This window comes from Acinetobacter sp. RF14B, assembly GCF_006864105.1.
In the GTDB taxonomy this organism is placed as follows: domain Bacteria; phylum Pseudomonadota; class Gammaproteobacteria; order Pseudomonadales; family Moraxellaceae; genus Acinetobacter; species Acinetobacter lwoffii_C.
In genome coordinates this window covers 68,786-90,998 of sequence record NZ_SMTB01000002.1, presented here as the reverse complement: position 1 = coordinate 90,998, position 22,213 = coordinate 68,786, and the positions used below count along the sequence as shown (strand labels likewise).

Here is a 22,213-nt window from a genome sequence, read left to right as displayed (position 1 = left end):
TACGTTTTGGCCGAATGAAAGATGAAGGCATTGCTTCAGTGGAAGGGACTTCACTGATCAAGCGTAATAACTGTGGTAAAGCGCTGGAGATTGCGCGTCTTGCACGTGACATGCTGGGCGGGAACGGCATTTCTGATGAGTTTGGCGTCGCCCGTCATCTGGTGAACCTTGAAGTGGTGAATACCTATGAAGGCACACATGATGTACATGCCTTGATTTTGGGCCGGGCTCAAACAGGCATTGCCGCATTCTGCAATTAAATAAGGATTAACTTCTAGCCAGCATTGCTGGCTAGTTTGTTTTGGCTGACTTTAACTCAAGTCACCCCATCTGGCTCTGGGATAGTTTTTAAAAAATCTAGCGAAGAGCAGCATTAACGGTTAATCCAATATTCTATGTTTCATTTAAATCATGAGGTGAAGCATCGACATTTTAAAGGCACAGGAGTGCTGAAAAAAAGCATAAAGGACATTATGAATACGATCAGCTCGCAACAACACCATCTACCAGAAGAAAATGCACCTCAGAAAAAGGTCTGGATTCTGGCCTTTATCTTTTCATTTCTGGCATTACTGGTAGATGGTGCAGATATCGCATTACTGGCTTATAGCCTGACCAGCCTTAAACAGGAATTTTCACTCAGCAGCATTCAGGCCGGTGCATTAGGTAGCTGGACCTTGGCGGGTATGGCCATTGGCGGCTTCTTTGGTGGCTGGGCCTGTGACCGTTTCGGACGGGTACGCGTCATTGTCGTTGCGATCGTCCTGTTTTCTTCACTGACATTCTGGTTAGGCTTTACCCAAAGCTATGATGAATTTAAATGGTTAAGATTTTGCTCATCAATCGGTTTGGGAGCTTTATATATTGCCTGTAATACCTTGATGGCTGAATACGTTCCAACAAAATATCGTTCTACTATCCTTGCGGCTTTAATGACAGGCTGGACGCTAGGTTCAGTCGTGGCCACGGTATTAGCAGGATGGCTGTTACCAGAATTTGGCTGGCGTTATCTTTACTACATCGCCATTATTCCAATTGTCCTGGCGTTTGCAATGTTTTTTCTGGTTCCTGAACCTCAGGCATGGATTAAAGCACGTCAAGAACGACTGGCAGTCAAAGCCAGCGGTGTAGTGCAGGAAAAGCCAAAAAACACCTTCAAAATGATCTTTGCAGATGCTTTAAGTCGTCGCATGTTCATCCTCTGGTCTTTCAGCACCGCATTTTTACAGTTTGGTTATTACGGTGTGAGTAACTGGTTACCAGCTTATCTGGAATCTGATCTGGGCATCAAGTTCAAAGAAATGACCATGTATATGATCGGAACTTTCCTGATCATGATCTGTACCAAAATCATTGCTGGCTATATTGCCGATAAGATTGGTCGTCGTGCCGTGTTCGCCTTTGGCACCATGGGAACCGCCATCTTTATTCCCGTGATTGTCTTTGGTAATACACCGGACAATATCTTATGGCTGATGCTGTTTTTCGGATTTCTGTACGGTATTCCCTACGGTATTAACGCCACTTATATGACGGAAAGTTTCTCTACCAAAGTTCGCGGTACTGCGGTAGGTGGCGCTTATAACGTCGGACGTCTGGGCGCAGTCTTGGCACCGTTGACCATTGGCTATTTTGCACAGGGTGGCTCGATAGGCACAGGATTACTGATTATGGGGGTGGCCTATTTCATCTGTGGTCTGATCCCGGCGATCTTTATTAAAGACCGTTTATATGACCCGCAAAAAGCCGATTAATTAAATAGATCCAATATTTTAAAAGACAGGAATATGCTAGGAAGCAATTGCATGAATAAAATTACACAGGACATCGAAACTATACTCAAGCAGATTCCAGACGGCGCACATATTATGACCAGTGGCTTCGGTCTGGCAGGCCAGCCAGTTGAACTGATTGAAGCGCTGATTGATATCGGTCCTAAAGACTTAACCATCATTAATAATAATGCTGCTTCTGGTGACAGAGGTCTAACCAATCTGTTGTTATCTGGGCTGGTCCAGAAAATGATCTGTTCATTTCCTCGTGCCAATAATTCCAAAGTATTTGAAGAGCTGTATAAAGCTGGAAAAGTAGAGCTAGAACTGGTTCCACAAGGGAATTTAGCTTGCCGAATTCAGGCCGCAGGTGCAGGCTTAGGTGCTATTTTCACCCCGACAGGTTTCGGTACCAAGATTGCTGAAGGTAAAGAAACTCGTCACATTAATGGCAAGGACTATGTACTGGAATATCCAATTCATGCCGACTATGCCTTGGTTTATGGTAATCAGGCTGATCAGTGGGGCAACTTAACCTACCGTAAAGCAGCGCGAAACTTTGGTCCGTTAATGGCAAAAGCAGCCGACATTACCATCGCTCAGGTACATGAAATTGTAGAGCTAGGCGAGCTTGATCCAGAGATTATTGTGACGCCAGGTATTTTTGTGCAGCATGTGGTAAAGGTAGGAGATATCAAATAATGACGATTCAAAAACGTACACGTGAACAGATTGTAGAAAAAGTTGCCCACGATATTCCAACCGGTTCTTATGTCAATCTGGGTATTGGCTTACCGACACGTGTTGCTGGTTATTTAAAGCCTGAGCAAGATATTATCCTGCATTCTGAAAATGGTGTTCTGGGTTTTACCGCTTTAACCGATCCTGAACTTGCTGATGATGATTTGATCAATGCGGGTAAAGAACTGGTCTGCATGTTGGATGGCGGCAGTTTTATGAACTCTGCCGACTCCTTCGATATTATGCGTGGTGGCCATTTAGATTTCTGTATTATGGGCGCCTTTCAGGTTGCGGTGAATGGTGATCTGGCCAACTGGCATACAGGGGCTCTGGATGCAGTCCCAGCAGTAGGTGGGGCGATGGATTTGGCTGTCGGTGCACGCTGTGTCTATGTCTGTATGGAACATGTCACTAAAAATGGCGAACCACGGATTGTGGAAGAGCTAACCTATCCAATTACTGGGAAAAACTGCGTTGACCGTATTTATACCGATCTATGCATCATTGAGCTTAAAGATAATCAGGCTTTGGTGCTAGAGATAGTCGACGGCTTAAGTTTTGAAGAGCTACTGCAAACAACCGGTTGTACCTTAATTGATGCACGAATAAAACTATAATATTCATTTAAAATAATATAAGTAAAATGAGAAGCAACGGGAAGTTGCTTCTATTACTATAGGAAAGAATATGTATCAAAACACACAATTGTATATTGCTGGTCAATGGCGTGATAGTATTCAACAACAAACGCTTGCAGTTATTAATCCGGCCAATGAAAAAGTAATTGGCCAAGTAGCCAAAGCCTCCCTTGATGATGTTGAAGATGCAGTCCAAGCTGCTCAGTCCGGTTTTGAAATCTGGAAAAACACCCCAGCACAACAACGCGCTAAAATCATGCAAAAGGCTGCCTTTTTATTAAGAGAACGGGCAGCACACATTGCAGAGTTGATGAGCTTGGAGCAGGGCAAGCCGCTAAAACAGGCCAAAATGGAAGTTTTGTCTGCTGCAGACATCATCGAATGGTTTTCAGGTGAAGCCATTCGTAGTTATGGGCAAGTTATTCCGTCAAGACAAACCAATGTACAGAGCTATACGATTAAAACACCGGTGGGTATTGTGGCTGCCTTCACGCCGTGGAACTTTCCTATTAATCAAGTCGTGCGTAAATTATCTGCTGCAGTCGCAGCCGGCTGTGCCATTATTGTCAAAGGACCTGAAGAGACGCCAGCTTCACCAGCCCAGCTTGTACAGGCTTTTCATGATGCCGGTATGCCTGCTGGTGTGATTAATTTGATTTATGGTGAACCTGCTGAAATTTCCGAATATCTGATCCCTCATCCTGCGATTCAAAAAATATCATTTACTGGCTCGACAGTCGTTGGTAAACAATTGGCAGCTCTTGCAGGTCAGCATATGAAAAAAACCACCATGGAGCTGGGCGGTCATGCACCTGTATTGATTTTTAAAGATGCTAATCTAGATCTCGCAGCAAAGGAAATGGCTGCAGCAAAATTTCGAAATGCAGGTCAAGTCTGTATAGCGCCGACACGGTTTTTAATTGAGAAAGCGGTGTATGAAGATTTCGTTGAAAAATTAAAAAATGAAGTTAGCCAGCTAAAAGTCGGTCATGGTCTAGATGACAATGTAGACGTTGGTCCGATGATTCATGAAAGGGCTTATCAGAATATCCAGAAAACTATTCAGAATGCGCTTCAAGCAGGTGCGGAATTAGTATGTGGGGGTCAGACACTTGAAGGCCCAGGCTACTTTATTGAACCGACTATTTTAAAGAATGTACCGCTAACAGCAGCTTGTATGGATCAAGAGCCTTTTGGTCCACTTGCCTTATGTATTCCTTTTGAATCATATGATGAGGCGGTAACAGAAGCAAATCGCTTGAATTATGGACTAGCTGCATATGCCTACACAGAGAGTAACAGCACGTGTCTCAATTTAGCACGTGATATCGCAAGTGGTATGTTGACAATCAACCATGTCGGACTAGGATTCCCGGAATTACCTTTTGGCGGTATTAAAGATTCCGGCTATGGAACTGAAGGTGGTAGTGAAGCCATTGAAGCATATCTGGATACGCGTCTGGTGACAGTCGCTTCCCGTCGTTAAGGAAAAGGAGATAAGTCAGCACAAGAAGTGCGTGACTTATCTAAGGTGAAATAAAAAAATAGGGAATAAATAATGCAATATTATTGTGCTAATGAACATGGTACGCCTTTAGAGTAAATTGAAAGAAAAACTCCACAACCACAAGGTACTGAAGTTCTGATTGAAGTCCAAGCTATTGGTTTATGTCGGACCAACTTACATTTATGGGATGGTTATTATGACTTAAGCGGTCATAAACGCTTGGTTTTAGCGGATCTTGGGGTCAAACCACCGATGATCTTAATTCATGAAAGCAGGGGAAATCGTTGCAGCTGGCGATCAGGTTGATGACCTTCAGTTAGGTATGCAAGCTGTTGTTCATCCCTGGATTAGCTGGGGTGAATGCCGATATTGCCAAATAGACAAAGAAAAAAAGAAAATGAGTACTGTTCAAGAACTACGAGCTTTGGTGGAATTGATTGTGCAGACCAGAATGTCACATATCCCTATACAAAAATGCTTAATTCATGAGAGCAACCAAGCCTTTGTAGATTTACAGCAAGGCAAAGTGACTGGGCGCTTAGTCTTAACCCATTAATTGAAAATTATCAGTCTGCGCATGAATGCCCCATTTACTGGGGCATTTTAAATGAGAATTATATATTGGGGTAATGTTAAGGCGGTGATGGGTTGTCAGCTAAATTATGTTCCCGGCTTAAGTCATAGCGATTAATACTAAAGATGAGCAAGGCAAAGACAAAGCCCAATGCAACACAGGCTGACCAGCCATACATTTTCCATAGGTTTAGCGATAGAAATGCCCCAATCCCAGCACCTGAAAAATAGCAGGTCATATAGATCGCGTTAATACGAGAACGGGCTTGCACCGAGATGCGGTACACCAGATTCTGGTTTAAGACATGTAGTGAAGAAATTCCAAAATAAGCAGGAATTAATCCAATGATATATACCCATAAATAGCTTTGCGCAAAAAATAGCGGAATCCAGGCTAGAATTAAACTAGTCGTAGCAAGTTGTGCAATCCATTTTTCCCGATGCCGGCCAATCATTTTGCCAGTCCATTGCGATGACCAAATGCCGACAATTCCAACAATTCCCATTAAGCCAATCTGGAAATCATTAAAATGATAGGGTGCTTCTGCCAATACAAAGGTCATGGTGGTAAAAATAATACTGAGCATACCAAAACCCAGCCCCCCAATGATGCTACGCCGAATCAGCATTGGTTCAGTTTTGGCAAAAGTAAATAATGAGCGATAAATTTGTAAGATGCTCATCTGTAGCTGGCTTTTCGCTTTAGGTAGCTGATACCACATCGCGATACTCAGCATCAGAATAGAACAGCCACTCAATAGGTAGACTGCATGCCACGACCAAACGGTAGAAATCAGTCCTGATACAGTTCGGGCAAATAGAATACCGACGAGAACACCACTCATCAGCAGACCCACCACTTCAGCACTTTTTTCTCGCTGAGACAGATTAGCAGCAAAAGGAATCAGAATCTGCGTGGTAATCGAACAAAAAGAAGCCAGCAGGGTAAAACCATATAGCATATGCAGATTGGTACTGGCAGAAAGCCCGATTAGCGCTAAACCGGTACAAAACATCAAACTACAGATATACAACCGTTTTTCAAGTAAATCGCCTAGTGGCACAAACAAAAAAAGCCCAGTGGCATAACCAATCTGGGTTAGAACGACAGTCCAGCCAGACTGCGCCACACTGATATGCAAATCTTCTGCAATAGAATAAATTAACGGCTGGTTAAAATAGTTACAACCCGCGCAAAGTGCGCAGGTCATAGCCATCATAAACATAAATTTTCTTGAAATTTGCCCTTGGGCTGACATCCTTGTCTCCTGAGGCTTTAGAAACTATAAGTCGCTGATAAGTTCACACGAGAAATATCCGTTTCTCGATTATCAAAAGTTTCACGTTTGCCATGGTGATATTCTGCGCCCAAGTTAACCTTTGGAACTGGAGAGTAAATCACGTTAGCCACATAATCCGTTAAACGTTTATTGGTTTCTGGATTGGCTTTTGCATAATCGCTGGAATCATCAAAATCAACCATGCTGGCATTAATGTTACTACGTAGTTTTGGGGTGAATTTATGCGTGAAGCCAATATTTAAACTATTAAACTCATTCAGCAACAGTTCATTATTAAGAAGATCGACTGAATAGTCACCCCCCCAGTTAGCGCCATCGCTTGTTGAGCCTTGAGTTAAGAAAGATGCAATGCGCTGGTCACCGACTATATGAAAATAATTACCCTGAATTGAGTTTTGATCGTCAAAACGGTAACGGCCACCCACACCCACACCCCAACCGACTTTTTCGATATCACCTCTATCTGTTTGTGCCTGTTTTTGATTGACAAAGCCTTGAGCTAGTAAATGAACAGGACCCGATTGATGGACATATTTAGTGGTCAAAGCAGGCAAGGCAGAAGAACGATCGCCACCGGCCATATATTCCAGCCCAACATTCCAAGTGTTTTCTTGATCAAGTTTAAAGGCGTAGCTCACTTGAGGAGTACGTAGTACCGATCCACCCAAGAACAAGCTGTAATCGACTGCTTCAGTACTAATTTCCGGTGTAGACATCAATGACCAAGCCTGACCAAAGGTCCAGTTATAGTATTTTAAATGTGCATGACGAATACGTAATCCTCCATCACCTTTACCACTGTTGGTCCAGAAATCGGCCTCCAGACGTGCGGAAATATTCGGGTTTCCACCGAGATCTTTAGCCAGAAAACCTATGCGGCTAGCGGCTGCAGTAAAATCGGAACGGACTGAATCAGGTTCAGTAAAAGGCACTTTATTGATCTGGTTAATAGTACGGCCACGAGCTTCTGGCGTACTCTTAAAATCAATAGCACCATCCAGACGGATCATTCCATACACATCCACATTGTCCATTATACTGCTTAAACTTTTGGATTCCGCTGTTTTAGACTGTTCCTGTTGTACTTTTAAAGCAAGCTGCGACTGTTTCTGCTGTTCCAATTCAGACTGAATCTGTTTGAGCTGAGCTTCTAGAAACTGGATACGGTCTTCAGATACTTCTGCTGAAAATACGGTTCCTGATGCAATCCCACACAATGTGGCTAAAACTAATTTTTTCATTTTCGTCCCTACTATTTTTTGAATCCTGTATGAAAGAAAATCTTTCTATTTCCACTCTCTATCCTGAGAGCAATAAGTCTATGATTAATAGAATTTTATCTAAATATTAAAAGTTGCAGATAACTGTTTACTTCAACTGCTTTGGCTTATCTTCTGTCCTCTTTACTCTGGGGTTTGAGTAAGGCAGCATTTAAACTGCCTTATCATCCCCAGGTTATTCTGCTTTTTGCGGATCGTATAAACGGTCTTTAATGAACAGGGCAGGAATCAAACCACACAGGAAGTAAGCCGCACCCATGACCATCAAGCCTGTACCAATCGAACCTTGCATCGCCAGATAGCCAATAGTAATTGGGGCGAAGATTGCGCCGATACGACCGATGTTGAATGCACCACCGACGGCTGTTCCACGAACTCCTGTCGGGAAGCTTTCAGTTAAGTAAGTTGCATTAATGGCATATGGAATACCGTACAGGAAACCGAAGATCAGCATCAGTACACCAATGTTGTCTGCGGTATGCATATAAACCACGACAGGAATAAACAGAGCCGTTCCCATGGTGCCGAAAGCGAAAACAATACGGCGGCCAATTTTGTCAGCAACATAACCGGCAATGATTTTGGCAAATATCATGGTGATAAATGTACCCACCATATACAGCGCCATTTCTTTAAACTTGATGCCTAATTCAGCTTCAAGATAGCTTGGTAGCCAGTTACTGACACCGAAATAACCGAATAACAGGAAACCGGAGCTGAAAGACCATAAGATGAACATCTTGCCATGGGTCTTGTCCTTAAGAATGGTGATATATGGATTGCCTTTTTTTGCGTTATTATCCACGATTTGACCGGTTCTTTTCATTTCACGGACACGCTTCCATGATTCCGGCTCTGGCACCATAAAGTGCATCAGAATACCTAAAACTAATGGCGCAATCGTGATCCAGTACAGCATACGCCAGCCGAATTCAGGGATAATCCAGCCTGAAAGCATAGTGATGACTAGAGAACCCAAAGTAAAACCGGTCATTAATGTCGCTAATACCGTAGTACGATATTTGGTCGGTACGTATTCTGACATTAGGGTATTACAGGCAATATATAAGCAGCCTAAACCCAAGCAGGACAGGGTACGTAAAATTGCGAATTCAGTATAAGACTGAGCAAAGCCTGAATAGGCAGACAAGATTGAGAAGGCAATGGTCGCTAATACGATGACACGTACGCGACCAAACTTGTCACAGGCCCATCCACCGACAAAGCCACCAATTCCCATACCCAAAAGAGAATAACTTCCCAAAGCACCCGCCTGTACAGAAGTCAGACCCCATTCCGCTTTCAAACTGGTCAAACTGAAAGCCAGAATACCAATATCTGCACCGTCACAGAGTAAAATCAAAAAAGCAAAGACAAAGGCTGTCATCCACAGGCGTTTAGGGGCCTGTTTGACGGTGCCGTCGGAGGAGACATCCGTTTTACTATCCTCGGTCACGATGGTATCGCTTGTCATTCTTATATCCTCTATAAATTAAAAGTAGCATTTCCTCTGCTACCGCTAAATCCATTTTCCTTCCTCTCGGAAAAGTATTTCCCTAATCTAAGGTCTAAGCTCCTGTTCGCATTAGTCCTGTGACGATCAGGTTAAATCTGATTTTTTCATTTCAACCTAGGTGATAACTCACTGAAAAGTGATCAATCCATGTGAAATAAACTAATTTTTAGTTTTATTTCTGGTTGAAATTTATATAAATGAACAACCACAATCAGCTATGATTAGTTAATTCCGTATTGCGAAATCAATTAATCACAAAACAACCAACTGGACAAGAGTTTTTACTCTATTTTTAGTAAAAAATAACTTTTTTGAATTTTGGAGTTAAAACTCCTTGATTTATGTACTTAGAAAACGTAGTTTTATATAAAATAAAATTTCGCTATACAAAATAAATGGAGATTCTAATGGAACAGGTAGTTCAAGTAGAGCAAATTTCGGCACATGTGGCGATGGTCAAGATCCATCGTCCCGAAGCAAAAAATGCCCTGAATACAGAAGTGCGTCAGAAACTGGCTGCGGCTTTTTTACAACTTAATGATGATGAAAATATTCGGGCCATTATTCTCACTGGTGGTGAAACCGACTTTGCCGCAGGGGCTGATCTGAAAGAATTGGCTACCGCTGAAACCATCCAGATGATGCAACGCCGTACTGAACGTTACTGGCAAGCGATTGCACAGTGTTCAAAACCGGTGATTGCCGCTGTAAACGGCTATGCACTGGGGGGGGGCTGTGAGCTGGCGATGCATGCAGATATTATTATTGCTGGAAAAAGTGCTCAGTTCGGTCAACCGGAAGTGAAAGTTGGCGTGATGCCGGGTGCAGGTGGCACTCAACGTTTATTCCGTGCAGTGGGCAAATTCCATGCCATGCGTATCATTATGACCGGTTGTCTGGTACCTGCACCGGAAGCCTATCAAATTGGTCTGGTGTCCCAAGTGACTGAAGACAGCGAAACTCTGGCAACGGCCATCAAGATGGCCGAAGGTCTGGCAAAATTACCGCCAATCGCGCTGGAACAAATCAAGGAAGTGGCATTACTGGCTGAAGATGTGCCACTCAATGCTGGACTTATGCTAGAACGTAAATCTTTCCAGATGCTATTTTCTTCAGAAGATCAAAAAGAAGGTATGCAAGCCTTTATCGAAAAACGTAAACCAAATTATCAGGGACGATAAGCATGAGCATTCAAATTCAGAAAATCGGTATTATTGGCGTCGGTACCATGGGTGCAGGCATTGCCCAGATCGCGATTCAGTCGGGCCATGATGTCGTGTTGTTTGATGCCAAAGCAGGTGCTGCTGAACAGGCACAGGAAAAACTGGCTAAAACATTCAATACCCTGGCTGATAAAGGTAAATTCAGCCATGAAAAAGCTGCTGAAGATCTTGCGCATTTATCCATTGCCCAGCAGATCGAAGACCTGAAAAATTGTGATTTAATTATTGAAGCAATTATTGAAAATCTGGAAATAAAACAAAAACTGATGCAGCAACTGGAAGGCATTGTGAAACCGGAAGCGATTCTGGCATCCAATACCTCTTCATTATCTATCAGTGCGATTGCTGCCAATTGCAGCCAGCCGGAACGTGTGGCCGGCTATCATTTCTTTAATCCGGTACCACTGATGAAAGTGGTCGAAGTGATTGAAGGCTTTAATACCCGCGCTGATATTGTGCAAGCCTTGACTCAATTATCGACCAAGATGGGACATCGCCCGGTCAAAGCCAAAGATACCCCAGGATTTATCATTAACCATGCTGGCCGTGCCTTTGGTAGTGAAGCCTATGCAATTCTGAATGAAAATGTCACGCCATTTTATGAGATTGACCGGATTTACCGTGATGGGATCGGTTTTAAAATGGGACCTTTTGAGCTAGGTGATCTGACCGGTATGGATGTATCGCATCCGGTAAGCGAGTCGATTTATCACCAGTATTATGAAGAAGCACGTTACCGTCCAAGTGTGATTACCCGTCAGCGCTTTATTGCCAAACAGCTCGGCCGTAAAACCGGTAAAGGCTTCTATGATTACACTTCCGGTAGCAAAGTCGGTGATGTGGCTCCGACACGGGTTGAAAAACTGGATCGATATCCATCGGTTTGGCTAGGCACTGAATATAGCGAAGACCGTCAGGTGCTTGAGCAATATCTGCAACAATTCAATATCCAGATTGAGCAAACTGAAATACCTTCGGCAGAGGCTTTAATTCTGATTGCCACGTATGGCGAAGATGCCACTTCAGCAGCAGTCCGTTATCAGGTGGCACCTCAGCAAGTGGTGTGTATTGATCTGCTTTACGGCCTGAATAAACACCGTACCCTGATGCCAACGTTTGTGACCAAAGCTGAACTGATAAATGCAGCACAATCAATTTTCAACTTGGATGGTGTGACTGCAAGCACAATTCAGGAAAGCGTTGGCTTTGTGGCTCAGCGTGTTTTGGCAATGATTGTGAATCTCGGCTGTGATATTGCCCAGCAAGGCGTTGCTACGGTAGAAGACATCAATGTGGCGGTGAAATTAGGCCTTGGCTATCCACATGGCCCAATTGAATGGGGGGATGTGCTCGGTGCTGAAAAAATCCTAAAAATACTAGACCGTATGACCGCAATTACCCGTGACCAGCGTTACCGTCCAAGTCCTTGGCTGCGTCGCCGTGTTCAGCTCAGTCTACCTCTTGTTCATACTACACATTAATTAGAAAGTTAAAGGAATAACACTCATGTTAAATGCTTATATTTATGATGGTTTACGTTCTCCAATCGGTCGCCATGCAGGAAGCTTGGCAACTGTACGTCCAGATGATCTGGCAGCAACGGTCATTAAGAACCTGTTAGAAAAAACTGGTATTCCGGCAGCAGATGTAGAAGATGTGATCTTTGGGAGTACCAATCAGGCCGGTGAAGACAGCCGCAATGTAGCACGTTTTGCTGCACTGCTTGCCGGTATGCCAGTGACGGTTCCGGGGCAAACTGTAAACCGGCTTTGTGCTTCAGGCTTGGGTGCTGTGATTGATTCGGCACGTGCCATTACTGCAGGCGAAGGCGAACTGTACATTGCTGGTGGCGTAGAAAGCATGACCCGCGCTCCTTTAGTGATGGGCAAAGCAGAAAGTGCTTATTCACGTGACGCTAAAATATATGACACCACGATTGGTACACGTTTCCCGAACCGTAAATTCACGGATCAGTTTGGCGCGCACAGCATGCCTGAAACAGGTGATAACGTGGCTGAAGAATTCGGTATTAGCCGTGAACAGGCTGACACCTTTGCTGCTGCATCACAGGCAAAATATCAGGCAGCGAAAGCAGCAGGTTTCTTTGAAGGTGAAATTACCCCGATTGAAGTTTCTCAAGGACGCAAATTGCCGCCTAAACAAGTCACTGAGGATGAGCATCCACGTGCATCTTCAACATTTGAAGCTTTATCCAAGTTGAAACCGCTTTTTGAAGGCGGTGTAGTGACTGCGGGTAATGCATCAGGTATCAATGACGGCGCTGCAGCACTGATTGTCGGCAGTGAAAAAGTTCAGGAACAGTACGGCTTAAAACCTTTAGCACGTATTCTGTCTTCTGCAGCTGCTGGCATTGAGCCACGCATCATGGGGGCTGGCCCAATTGAAGCGATTAAAAAGGCAGTACAACGTGCTGGTTTGACGCTAGACGACATGGATATCATCGAGATTAATGAAGCCTTTGCCAGTCAGGTATTATCTTGCCTGAAAGGTCTGGATGTCGCTTTGGATGATCCGCGTGTCAATCCAAATGGTGGTGCGATTGCCATTGGTCATCCACTGGGCTGTTCGGGTGCGCGTTTGGCTTTGACCGTTGCACGTCAGTTACAGCGTACCGGTAAAAAATATGCCGTGATTAGTCTGTGTATTGGTTTAGGTCAAGGTCTGGCGATGGTGATTGAGAATCCTGAAGCTGCTTAACAACTTTAGTCATCGTATTAATGTCATGTATAGATAATATACATGGCATTTTTTATTGGGATTTTTGTAGTTAAATAAAAAATACAACAAAGATTTGGTGAGTATTAGAGCTCTTGTTAAATCAAACTTAAATTCTCTACGCTACTTTTGTTTCGGCAAAATGAGAAGCGAAGCTTCGCAAGAAAACCATTTTGCAGAGCAATGCTCCAAACTGCAAAACTCGTTCAAAACCATAAATAATCAGATATATCGTAGAAACTATTATTTTACAAAGTAGTCCTGCCTCAAACAGTTGCGGATGACGTTCTCGCGTATCCAATAACCTCATAAGTTTAAAAAAGGAAATGTCAGCCAACTTATTAATTGGCTGACATTTGCACAGGTTTTAAGGATCTTTATTACTGATGGTCAAGTTCTGTTGGTAACCAATAAAGTCGCTGAACCAAATGCATAAACTTTACCTTCTTTATCGATAATTCTGCCTTCTGAGGTCAGTACATTACGACCAATGCGAATCACTTCACCAATAGCTGTATAGGTTTCGCCGCTTTTCATTGCTTTCAGCATTTTCACATTCAGGTCAATGGTCGAAAAACTGACACCTGCATCTACTGTCGTATGCACCGCAGCACCAGTCGTACTATCTAATACCGTTGCACAAAAGCCACCATGAATGCCGCCTTGCAGATTGAAATGACGTTCATCTGGATAAACTTCATATTCCACATAGTTTTCACGGACGATACTGAGTTTCATGGGAATTAGTTGTCCCATCGCTGAGCCAGGTAATTCGCCATTTTTAATTGCGGTGAGATATTCAAGTCCATTCATTTGAGCTGTAGTCATATAGCTTCCCTTTAATAAAATATTTCGCTTTATGAAATAATATTCTGTTTTTCTAAAATTATGATATAACAGATAGTGATCGAAATGCTATATTTTTCCAGGATGGAATGATGACAATAAAAAATCTCGTTACAGCTGCTGAATGGCAGGCACGCTGTGAACTGGCGGCGCTTTATCGCATTATTGCGCATTATCGGATGACTGACCTGATTGATACCCACATCAGCCTAAGAGTCCCAGATCAACCAGACTGTTTTCTGATTAATCAATATGGTGTCGCATTTGAAAAAATGCGTGCTTCTACCTTAGTCAAGATTAATCATGAAGGACAGGTGGTAGAAAGCTATGAACAAGACAAGCCAGTCAATATGGCCGGCTTCGTGATTCACTCCGCAATTCATGAGGCGCATGCTCATCTGAATTGTGTTATTCATACGCATACCGCAGATGGAATTGCCGTGTCTGCACAGAAGCACGGTCTTCTGCCAATTTCCCAGCACGCCATGAAATTCTATCAGCATGTGGCATATCACGAATATGAAGGCGTTGCACTTTCTACTGATGAGCAGGAGCGTCTGATTCAGGACTTGGGCAGTCATCGCGCCATGATTTTACGCAATCATGGCCTATTAACGGCTGGGGAAACCATGGCACGTGCTTTTCATGAAATCTATTTCCTGGAGCGTGCCTGTCAGGCACAGGTGAAGGCCTTAAGTGGCGGTGCAGAATTGCACTATCCAGATGAAGAAGTCCGCATTAAAACTGCTCAACAGTTCGCCAGTCCTTTAGTTGAACCGATTTTACAGCGTGCCTGGCAGGCCGCGTTATCCCTGATTGAGCATCAATATACGGAGTATGCATCATGATTGTGATATCCAGTACTGTTCCGAATATTGAAGCCATTTTGGTCAAGTCTTTTCAGAAATATGCCCCTGAGGGCAGCTTTTGTACATTGGACAGCCCGGAAGCAGAGCAGGCGACTACAGCAGCCTCTTGGTTTCCAGATATGGAGAAATTGAATCAGCTTCCAAAAATTGGTCTGATCCATTCGATTGCTGCCGGGGTCGAGCATTTAAACTTGAGTGAAATACGACCGGATCAAGCCGTGTGCCGGGTACTCGATCCTCATCATCAAAAGGGCATGTTTGATTATCTGCTTTGGGGGGTGCTGTATTTTCAGCGTTATTTTGACCGCATGATCCAGCAACAAAAGCAGCAGCTCTGGAAGCAGCATCGTCAAAGTTATAGCCATCATATCCAGATCGGGATTATGGGACTGGGACATATGGGTGGATACGTAGCAGAACGCTTTGCTGACATGGGCTATCAAGTCTGTGGTTGGTCTAATTCCCCAAAAGACATTAATCAAGTTAAAAGCTATGTAGGGCAAGAACAACTTTCCGAATTCCTGGCTCAAACTCAGATTCTGATTAACCTGCTACCACTTACCGAAGAAAATACCGGCATTCTTTCTGCTGAATTATTTCAGCAACTGCCTGAGCAGGCAGCTCTCATTCATGTCGGGCGTGGCCAGCATTTAATTGAACAGGATTTATTGGATGCACTGGATTCTAGTCATCTGCGTGGTGCGATTGTTGATGTCTTTGAGCAAGAGCCATTACCTGCCGAGCATCCATTCTGGCAGCATGAAAAGATCGTTGTTACACCACATGTCGCCTCACATGCGCCCATGTCTGTGGTGGTGGAACAGATTCTGGAAAATGACCGCCGTTTCAAGCAGGGTTTGGAGTTGTACCATCAGGTAGATGTCAACAAAGGTTATTAAGGATACAGATAAAAATAAGGAGATTAGGGATGTGGGAAATGATTCAGACTCAGGTTCAGCAAGGCGTTGCGACTTTAAGTTTTAACTGTCCAGATTCACTCAACAGTTTCAACCGGCAAATGCATGAAGAAGTGCAACAGGTTTTGAAAAGTTGGAATACTGATCCAGACATTCGGGTAATTGTGATTCGTGGTAATGGCCGGGCATTTTCAGCGGGACAGGATCTAAAAGAACGCGCTGGGCAGCTCGGCAATGTGCCTTTGCCACCAGAGGGTTCGCTGGCCAAATATTATAATCCTTTGATTAATCTGATTCGTAAAAGCCCCAAACCGGTCATTGCAGCGGTAAATGGTATAGCTGCCGGAGCAGGGGCTAATATCGCGCTGGCTTGTGATCTGGTCATTGCCAAGGAAAGTGCCAAATTTATTCAAGCCTTTTCTAAAATTGGCTTAATTCCCGATGCCGGCGGCACCTGGATGTTACCGCGTTTGATCGGCTATGCACGTGCTATGGCATTGACCTTGCTTGGTGAACCTGTGCATGCACAAGAGGCGGCTGAAATGGGCATGATCTGGAAAATGATCCCTGATGCAGAATTTGATGCTTATATTGATGAACTGGCACAGCGACTGGCACAACAGCCGACCTATGCACTGGCTTTAACTAAACAGGCGCTACAACGCAGTGCTGAAAATAGCATGGATCAACAACTGGAGCTGGAACAAAACCTGCAATATCTGGTGCTGAACAGTCAGGACTATAAAGAAGGTGTCCAGGCTTTTGTCGAAAAACGCCCTGCACAATTTACCGGACGCTAAGGAGAGCTTTCATGAAAATTCAGACCCGTATTACCGAGGTTTTAGGTATTCGCTATCCAATTATTCAGGGCGGCATGATGTGGGTCGGCACAGCGGAAATGGCCAGTGCCGTATCCAATGCAGGTGGCTTGGGAACACTGACTGCATTGACACAACCAACACCTGAAGCGCTGACCAAGGAAATTGAACGCTGCCATGACATGACCGATCAGCCTTTTGCGGTCAATCTGACTTTATTACCTGCCGTAAACCCACCGCCGTATGCTGAATATCGTCAGGCCATTATTGAAAGCGGTATCAAGATTGTAGAAACGGCAGGCAACAAGCCGCATGAACATATTGAGGCATTTAAGCAACATGACATTACTGTCATTCATAAATGTACTTCCGTTCGTCACGCGCTGTCAGCGCAAAGAATCGGTGCCGATATCATCTCGATTGATGGTTTTGAATGTGCCGGTCATCCGGGTGAAGACGATATTCCTGGCCTGATTTTAATTCCTGCGGCAGCGGATCAGCTCACTGTGCCGATTGTGGCTAGTGGTGGTTTTGCTGATGGCCGTGGTCTGGTCGCTGCTTTGGCTTTAGGTGCTGAAGGCATCAATATGGGTACACGCTTTTGTGCCACTCAGGAAGCACCAATCCATCCAAACATCAAGCAGTTTTATGTCGACAATGATGAACGAGCCACGCATCTGCTGTATCGACAGTTTAGAAATACTGCTCGTGTTGCCAAAAATGCAGTATCTGATCTTGTGGTGAAAATGAGTGAAGATCCGAATCTGGAGTTTGAACAGATTCGGCCTTATGTTAGTGGCTTAAAAGGCAAGCTGGCTTTAGAAAATGGCGATATTGATGCTGGTGTACTGACTGCAGGCCAAGTGATGGGATTGATTCATGACATTCCGACTTGTCAGGCGCTGATCGATAATATCATGCAGGAAGCAGAGCAAATTGTTCAGCAACGTTTAGCTCAATTTTTTCCACGTTAATCAACTTTAGGGCAGTCGCTGTATAGAAAAGCCATTCCACCATGAATGGCTTTTTTCATCCTGTATATTTTTTATTTTTAAATGGGAAATTTCATCGAATGACTAGATTTTATTCTTTAAATTATATTATAGTGGATTTAAAACATAATTTCGTATTATGAAATTAATTGTCATAAATATACAAATTAGAACTCATACAAGGGAATTACGATGAGAAATTATATTGCGCCATTAAAAGACATGAAGTTTGTCCTGAAAGACCTGTTAAATGTTGAACAGAAATATCAGGGCTATGCAAAATTCGCAGACAAGGTTTCTATGGATATTATGGAGCAATATTTAGAAGTCGCTGCAGATTTTTGCCAAAACGAACTTCTACCGATTAATGCGACAGGCGACCAGCAGGGTTGCCGTTTGCAGGATGGCGTCGTAACTACACCGGATGGTTTTAAAGCTGCTTATGACAAATATGTAGAACTTGGCTTTACCTCATTAACTGGCGATGAAAAATATGGCGGTCAGGGTTTTCCGACTTTATACCGTATTGCCATTTCTGAAATTATTACCGCGACCAACTGGTCTTGGGGCATGTACCCAGGCCTGTCACACGGTGCCATGCGTACTTTAGAACACCACGGAAGCGATGAGCAAAAACAGAAATTTCTGGTACCTTTAATTGCCGGTCGCTGGACAGGCACCATGTGTTTGACTGAATCACATGCCGGTTCTGATCTGGGATTGATCCGTACCAAAGCAGTGCCAAATGAAGATGGCAGCTACAGCATCAGCGGTGAGAAAATCTTTATTTCTGCAGGTGAGCATGATCTGGCTGAAAATATCGTGCATATTGTACTGGCACGTTTACCGGATGCGCCTGCGGGAACCAAAGGTATTTCGCTGTTTATTGTTCCGAAATACAATCTGGATGAAGCTGGTAATGTGGCTTCCCGCAATGGTGTAGTGTGTAGCGCTCTTGAACACAAAATGGGGATTCACGGCAATGCGACCTGTGTATTGAACTTTGACAATGCCAAAGGTTTTCTGATTGGGCCTGAAAATCGCGGCCTGAACTGCATGTTTACCTTTATGAACTCGGCACGTATCGGTACAGCCATTCAAGGCTTGGCAGCAGCAGAATCTTCTTATCAGGGGGCTTTGGCTTATGCCAAAGACCGTCTGGCGATGCGTTCACTTGAAGGTGCAAAAGCGCCAAGCCAGCCTGCAGATCCGATTATCGTGCATCCGGCTGTACGTAACATGCTGCTGACTCAAAAGGTGTTTGCAGAAGGTTCACGTGCGCTTGCATATTATCTGGCAACCTATGCCGATATTGCTGAAGCTACTGACAGTCCCGAAGAAAAGAAAGCCGCAGAAGACCGTCTGGCATTATTAACCCCAATTGCCAAAGCGTTAATGACTGAAACCGGCATAGAGGCGGCTAAATATGGTATGCAGGTTTTCGGTGGTCACGGTTATATTGCTGAACATGGCATGGAACAGATTGCCCGTGATGCACGTATTGCCAGCCTCTATGAAGGAACCACTGAGATTCAGTCTATCGATTTACTGGCGCGTAAAGTGCTGGGTTCAAAACTGGGTCTGTTGACTGCCTTAACCGATGAAATCCAAGCTTATGTGAAAGAACACCAGCAACATGCCCAGTTTAATCAGCAAGTGGCACAAGTGAGCCAGTTGACTGAGCAATGGCTAGAATTAACCAAAACGATTCAGGCTCAGGCACAACAGTCTGCCAATGAAATCGGTGCGGCATCAGTCGATTACTTATACTTCTCTGGTTATGTGGTGTCTTCGTATTTATGGCTGAAAATGGCGATTACGGCGCAGCAAAAAATTGAAGAGGGCAATACCGATCCGTTCTATGCAGCGAAGATCAAAACAGCACAATTTTTCTTTGCACGTATTCTGCCAAGAACTTCAACTCACATTGCCAATATTCAGGCTGGTGGTGAGAGCCTGTTCTTGCTTGCACCAGAAGAGTTTAAATTCGATTAATCCTTTTACCCACGGTCAATCTCTCGATCGTGGGTCTTTTTTCTGACTACTTTTTTTATCCTGCACAAAATTCAATATCGATAGGTACTTTTTAGTATTGCATCAGCCATAAAACAACAAGATCAGGAGTCTATATGGATTTAGACACGATTACTCGACAATGTCCTTATGGTGATTTACAACTCACTTATCATGAAGTCGGACAGAAATCCTCATATCCCACCATTATTCTGATTCATGGCACAGGTGGAAATACAGACAAGCATTTCAGCTATATTTTTCCCATGCTCGGTATTCATCAGCGGGTTTTATCCATTGATTTGCATACTCCAAATAAAGCCGATCTGGCAGTGACTGATTTTAGTCAACAACTTGAAGCGCTGATCCAGCATGCAGTTGAAGAAGATGAAGCTATTACTGTGGTGGGTTATTCACTCGGTGCCGTGATTGCTGCACAAGTAGCCGCGAGTCTTAAACAGCGTATCACACGTTTGATTCTGTTGGCCGGTTGGGCGAAAACCAGTTCGGTGCAACAACTACGGACCACGATCTGGCAACAGTTATTTAGTGATCAATCTGCGGCCTTGCCACATTTTGTGAATTATTGCCTGTATAGCGATGATTATCTGTCTGCTCGAACTGAAAAACAGGTGCTTGATCTGGCACGCTTTGTAAAACCCTCCCAAGATGCGGCCAAACAGCGTGAACTGAATTATTGCATTGATATTACATCGTTCTTGCCTGAGATTCGTGCAGAGACGTTGATTGTGGCTTGCCGTGAAGACCGCATGGTGCCTGTAGCGCAAGCTAAACTGCTATTTGCTTCGATTTCGAACAGTCGCTATATCGAAATTTCTTCAGGACATGCGCTCTATATCGAAGCGCCAGCCGAAGTGGTGCAACTGGTCAACCAGTTTAGCCAGCATCCAGAACAGTATCCAGCGAATCAAAAAATCCAGCCCTATATGCCTTAAAGGAGATAAAGAATGCAAGCTCAAGTACAGCGCAGCAAGATTCTAATTATAGGCAGTGGTTTTGGTGGATTAGGCATGGCAATCCGCCTTAAACAGCAGAGTATTCACGATTTTAAAATCATTGAACGTGCAGCAGAAGTCGGTGGAACATGGCGGGATAATACCTATCCCGGGGTCGCCTGTGACGTACCCTCTCATCTATATTCTTTTTCTTTTATTAAAAATCCTGACTGGTCCCGTGTCTTTCCACAAGGGGCAGAAATTCAGCGTTATTTAATCCAATGCTGCGATCAGGAAAATATCCGGCCCCATATTGATTTTCAGACCCAACTGGAAAAAGCCGGCTGGAATGCACGAGAACGCATCTGGGAAGTACAAACCTCTAAAGGTGTTTATGAGGCTGAATTTTTAATTACAGCAACCGGGCATCTGGCAGATGAACATCTGCCACAAATTCCTGGGCTGGAAGAATTTGAAGGCCAAGTGATGCATTCCGCGCGCTGGAATCATCAGGTGAACCTTGAAAATCAGCGCATCATTGTGGTGGGTTCTGGTGCTTCTGCCATCCAGCTTGTACCAGAAATTGCCAAAACAGCAAAAAACCTGACCGTCTTGCAACGTAGTGCGCCATATATTTTGCCGCGACCAGACCGACCTTATTCTGAGTCAGAAAAACAGCTTTTCCGCAAAGATCCGGACAGTATGTCAGCACTCAGACACGCGTTGTTCTGGGGCAATGAATACAATTTTGCCCAGCGCCGTAATCTGAAAAGTCAGATTGAGCGGGTCAAAAAAAACTGCCTGCAATTCTTGAAATATCAGATTTCAGATCCTGAATTACAGCAGAAACTCACACCGAATTATGAACCGGGCTGCAAGCGTTTATTGCTGTCCAATGATTATTATCCGACTTTTCTAAAACCGAATGTCACGCTTGAAGATTCTGCTTTGGCTGAAATTACGAAAGATGGTGTAATCAGCAAATCAGGCAATGAATATCCTGCAGATATCATCATTTTTGCTACCGGCTTTGAAGCAGCACGACCACCTTATGCGGCAAAGGTGGTGGGTAAACATGGCTTGAGTCTGGAACAGCAATGGTCTAGCGGTATGCAGGGTTATCAGTCTACGACAGTTCATAATTTTCCAAATCTATTTATCTTGAATGGTCCCAATACCGGAAGTGGGCATAATTCAGCGCTTTATTTCCTGGAAACCCAGTTTGATCTGGTACTGGATGCTTTGCAGTTTTTTGAACAGGAGCAGATTCAGGTCTTTGAAGCTGATCAGAACGCTGAAAATCACTATATGCAGGAGTTACAGCAACTTTCCCAAGGCAGTGTCTGGTTGTCAGAAAGCTGTAAAAGTTGGTATCTGGACCCGGTGAGTAGCAAGTTGACCCTAATCTGGCCAGATTATGCTCATTCGTTTAGAGCTAAAAACCAGCATTTTATTCGCAGTGGTTACCATTATGAATACATGGAAAATGCTCAAAGAAAAGTTGTCTGATTTTTA

At 44.0% G+C, this 22,213-nt stretch carries 20 protein-coding genes; 16 read left to right on the top strand and 4 right to left on the bottom strand.

The window, feature by feature from the left end; genetic code table 11:
• The 6 genes from E2K52_RS00855 to E2K52_RS15555 form a co-directional block, all read left to right on the top strand.
• On the top strand, nucleotides 1–260 hold a 260-nt coding region (locus E2K52_RS00855), incomplete at its 5' end, for an acyl-CoA dehydrogenase family protein (protein WP_264765934.1).
• A 213-nt stretch (nucleotides 261–473) separates the two neighbouring features.
• A complete protein-coding gene (locus E2K52_RS00850) occupies nucleotides 474–1,754 on the top strand; it encodes an MFS transporter (RefSeq protein WP_151203118.1) in 1,281 nt (426 codons plus the stop codon).
• Nucleotides 1,755–1,805: 51 nt separating this feature from the next.
• Entirely contained in the window at nucleotides 1,806–2,474 is a 669-nt protein-coding gene (locus tag E2K52_RS00845; RefSeq protein WP_151203117.1) for a 3-oxoacid CoA-transferase subunit A, read from the top strand.
• A complete protein-coding gene (locus E2K52_RS00840) occupies nucleotides 2,474–3,130 on the top strand; it encodes a 3-oxoacid CoA-transferase subunit B (protein ID WP_151203116.1) in 657 nt (218 codons plus the stop codon). The genes E2K52_RS00845 and E2K52_RS00840 overlap by 1 nt, the downstream gene beginning before the upstream one ends.
• A 70-nt stretch (nucleotides 3,131–3,200) precedes the next feature.
• Nucleotides 3,201–4,637, top strand: a complete 1,437-nt coding sequence (locus E2K52_RS00835) for an NAD-dependent succinate-semialdehyde dehydrogenase (RefSeq protein ID WP_151203115.1) — start codon at nucleotides 3,201–3,203, stop codon at nucleotides 4,635–4,637.
• Between the two features lie 286 nt (nucleotides 4,638–4,923).
• Complete coding sequence (locus tag E2K52_RS15555; RefSeq protein ID WP_151203114.1) at nucleotides 4,924–5,214, top strand: alcohol dehydrogenase catalytic domain-containing protein; 291 nt, start codon at nucleotides 4,924–4,926, stop codon at nucleotides 5,212–5,214.
• 76 nt (nucleotides 5,215–5,290) lie between these two features.
• On the opposite strand, the gene E2K52_RS00820 is transcribed toward E2K52_RS15555, so the two are convergent.
• The 3 genes from E2K52_RS00820 to E2K52_RS00810 all read right to left on the bottom strand — a co-directional run bounded on the left by E2K52_RS00820 (nucleotide 5,291) and on the right by E2K52_RS00810 (nucleotide 9,286).
• Nucleotides 5,291–6,490: an MFS transporter gene (locus E2K52_RS00820; RefSeq protein ID WP_151203113.1), complete on the bottom strand. Its 1,200-nt coding sequence runs from the start codon at nucleotides 6,488–6,490 to the stop codon at nucleotides 5,291–5,293.
• 17 nt (nucleotides 6,491–6,507) lie between these two features.
• Nucleotides 6,508–7,773: a DcaP family trimeric outer membrane transporter gene (locus E2K52_RS00815; RefSeq protein WP_151203112.1), complete on the bottom strand. Its 1,266-nt coding sequence runs from the start codon at nucleotides 7,771–7,773 to the stop codon at nucleotides 6,508–6,510.
• 214 nt (nucleotides 7,774–7,987) lie between these two features.
• Nucleotides 7,988–9,286: an MFS transporter gene (locus tag E2K52_RS00810; protein ID WP_151203111.1), complete on the bottom strand. Its 1,299-nt coding sequence runs from the start codon at nucleotides 9,284–9,286 to the stop codon at nucleotides 7,988–7,990.
• 449 nt (nucleotides 9,287–9,735) lie between these two features.
• Here E2K52_RS00810 and E2K52_RS00805 point away from each other — a divergent pair, with 449 nt between their 5' ends.
• Genes E2K52_RS00805 through E2K52_RS00795 form a run of 3 tightly spaced genes read left to right on the top strand, consistent with a single transcriptional unit; the run spans nucleotide 9,736 to nucleotide 13,269 of the window.
• The gene (locus tag E2K52_RS00805) at nucleotides 9,736–10,509 is read left to right on the top strand and encodes an enoyl-CoA hydratase (protein ID WP_151203110.1); all 774 of its coding nucleotides are present in this window, start codon (nucleotides 9,736–9,738) and stop codon (nucleotides 10,507–10,509) included.
• Between the two features lie 2 nt (nucleotides 10,510–10,511).
• Nucleotides 10,512–12,032, top strand: coding sequence for a 3-hydroxyacyl-CoA dehydrogenase (locus E2K52_RS00800; RefSeq protein ID WP_151203109.1), 1,521 nt, complete (start codon nucleotides 10,512–10,514; stop codon nucleotides 12,030–12,032).
• Nucleotides 12,033–12,057: 25 nt separating this feature from the next.
• Nucleotides 12,058–13,269, top strand: a complete 1,212-nt coding sequence (locus tag E2K52_RS00795) for a 3-oxoadipyl-CoA thiolase (protein ID WP_151203108.1) — start codon at nucleotides 12,058–12,060, stop codon at nucleotides 13,267–13,269.
• A 408-nt stretch (nucleotides 13,270–13,677) separates the two neighbouring features.
• On the opposite strand, the gene E2K52_RS00790 is transcribed toward E2K52_RS00795, so the two are convergent.
• Nucleotides 13,678–14,115 carry a PaaI family thioesterase gene (locus tag E2K52_RS00790; protein ID WP_151203107.1) on the bottom strand — a complete coding sequence of 146 codons (438 nt, stop codon included), beginning with the start codon at nucleotides 14,113–14,115 and terminating at the stop codon, nucleotides 13,678–13,680.
• 110 nt (nucleotides 14,116–14,225) lie between these two features.
• Between E2K52_RS00790 and E2K52_RS00785 the strand changes: the two genes are divergently transcribed.
• The 7 genes from E2K52_RS00785 to E2K52_RS00755 all read left to right on the top strand — a co-directional run bounded on the left by E2K52_RS00785 (nucleotide 14,226) and on the right by E2K52_RS00755 (nucleotide 22,207).
• Nucleotides 14,226–14,981, top strand: a complete 756-nt coding sequence (locus tag E2K52_RS00785; RefSeq protein ID WP_151203106.1) for a class II aldolase/adducin family protein — start codon at nucleotides 14,226–14,228, stop codon at nucleotides 14,979–14,981.
• Nucleotides 14,978–15,901 carry a 2-hydroxyacid dehydrogenase gene (locus E2K52_RS00780; RefSeq protein WP_151203105.1) on the top strand — a complete coding sequence of 308 codons (924 nt, stop codon included), beginning with the start codon at nucleotides 14,978–14,980 and terminating at the stop codon, nucleotides 15,899–15,901. Before E2K52_RS00785 ends, E2K52_RS00780 begins: the two co-directional genes overlap by 4 nt.
• Before the next feature lie 29 nt (nucleotides 15,902–15,930).
• On the top strand, nucleotides 15,931–16,719 hold the full coding sequence (locus tag E2K52_RS00775) for an enoyl-CoA hydratase-related protein (RefSeq protein WP_151203104.1): 789 nt from the start codon (nucleotides 15,931–15,933) through the stop codon (nucleotides 16,717–16,719).
• Between the two features lie 11 nt (nucleotides 16,720–16,730).
• A complete protein-coding gene (locus E2K52_RS00770; RefSeq protein ID WP_151203103.1) occupies nucleotides 16,731–17,711 on the top strand; it encodes an NAD(P)H-dependent flavin oxidoreductase in 981 nt (326 codons plus the stop codon).
• A gap of 210 nt (nucleotides 17,712–17,921) precedes the next feature.
• Nucleotides 17,922–19,724: an acyl-CoA dehydrogenase C-terminal domain-containing protein gene (locus E2K52_RS00765; RefSeq protein WP_151203102.1), complete on the top strand. Its 1,803-nt coding sequence runs from the start codon at nucleotides 17,922–17,924 to the stop codon at nucleotides 19,722–19,724.
• Nucleotides 19,725–19,858: 134 nt separating this feature from the next.
• On the top strand, nucleotides 19,859–20,698 hold the full coding sequence (locus E2K52_RS00760; RefSeq protein ID WP_151203101.1) for an alpha/beta fold hydrolase: 840 nt from the start codon (nucleotides 19,859–19,861) through the stop codon (nucleotides 20,696–20,698).
• Nucleotides 20,699–20,710: 12 nt separating this feature from the next.
• Complete coding sequence (locus E2K52_RS00755; protein WP_151203100.1) at nucleotides 20,711–22,207, top strand: flavin-containing monooxygenase; 1,497 nt, start codon at nucleotides 20,711–20,713, stop codon at nucleotides 22,205–22,207.
• The last annotated feature ends 6 nt before the right edge of the window (nucleotides 22,208–22,213 follow it).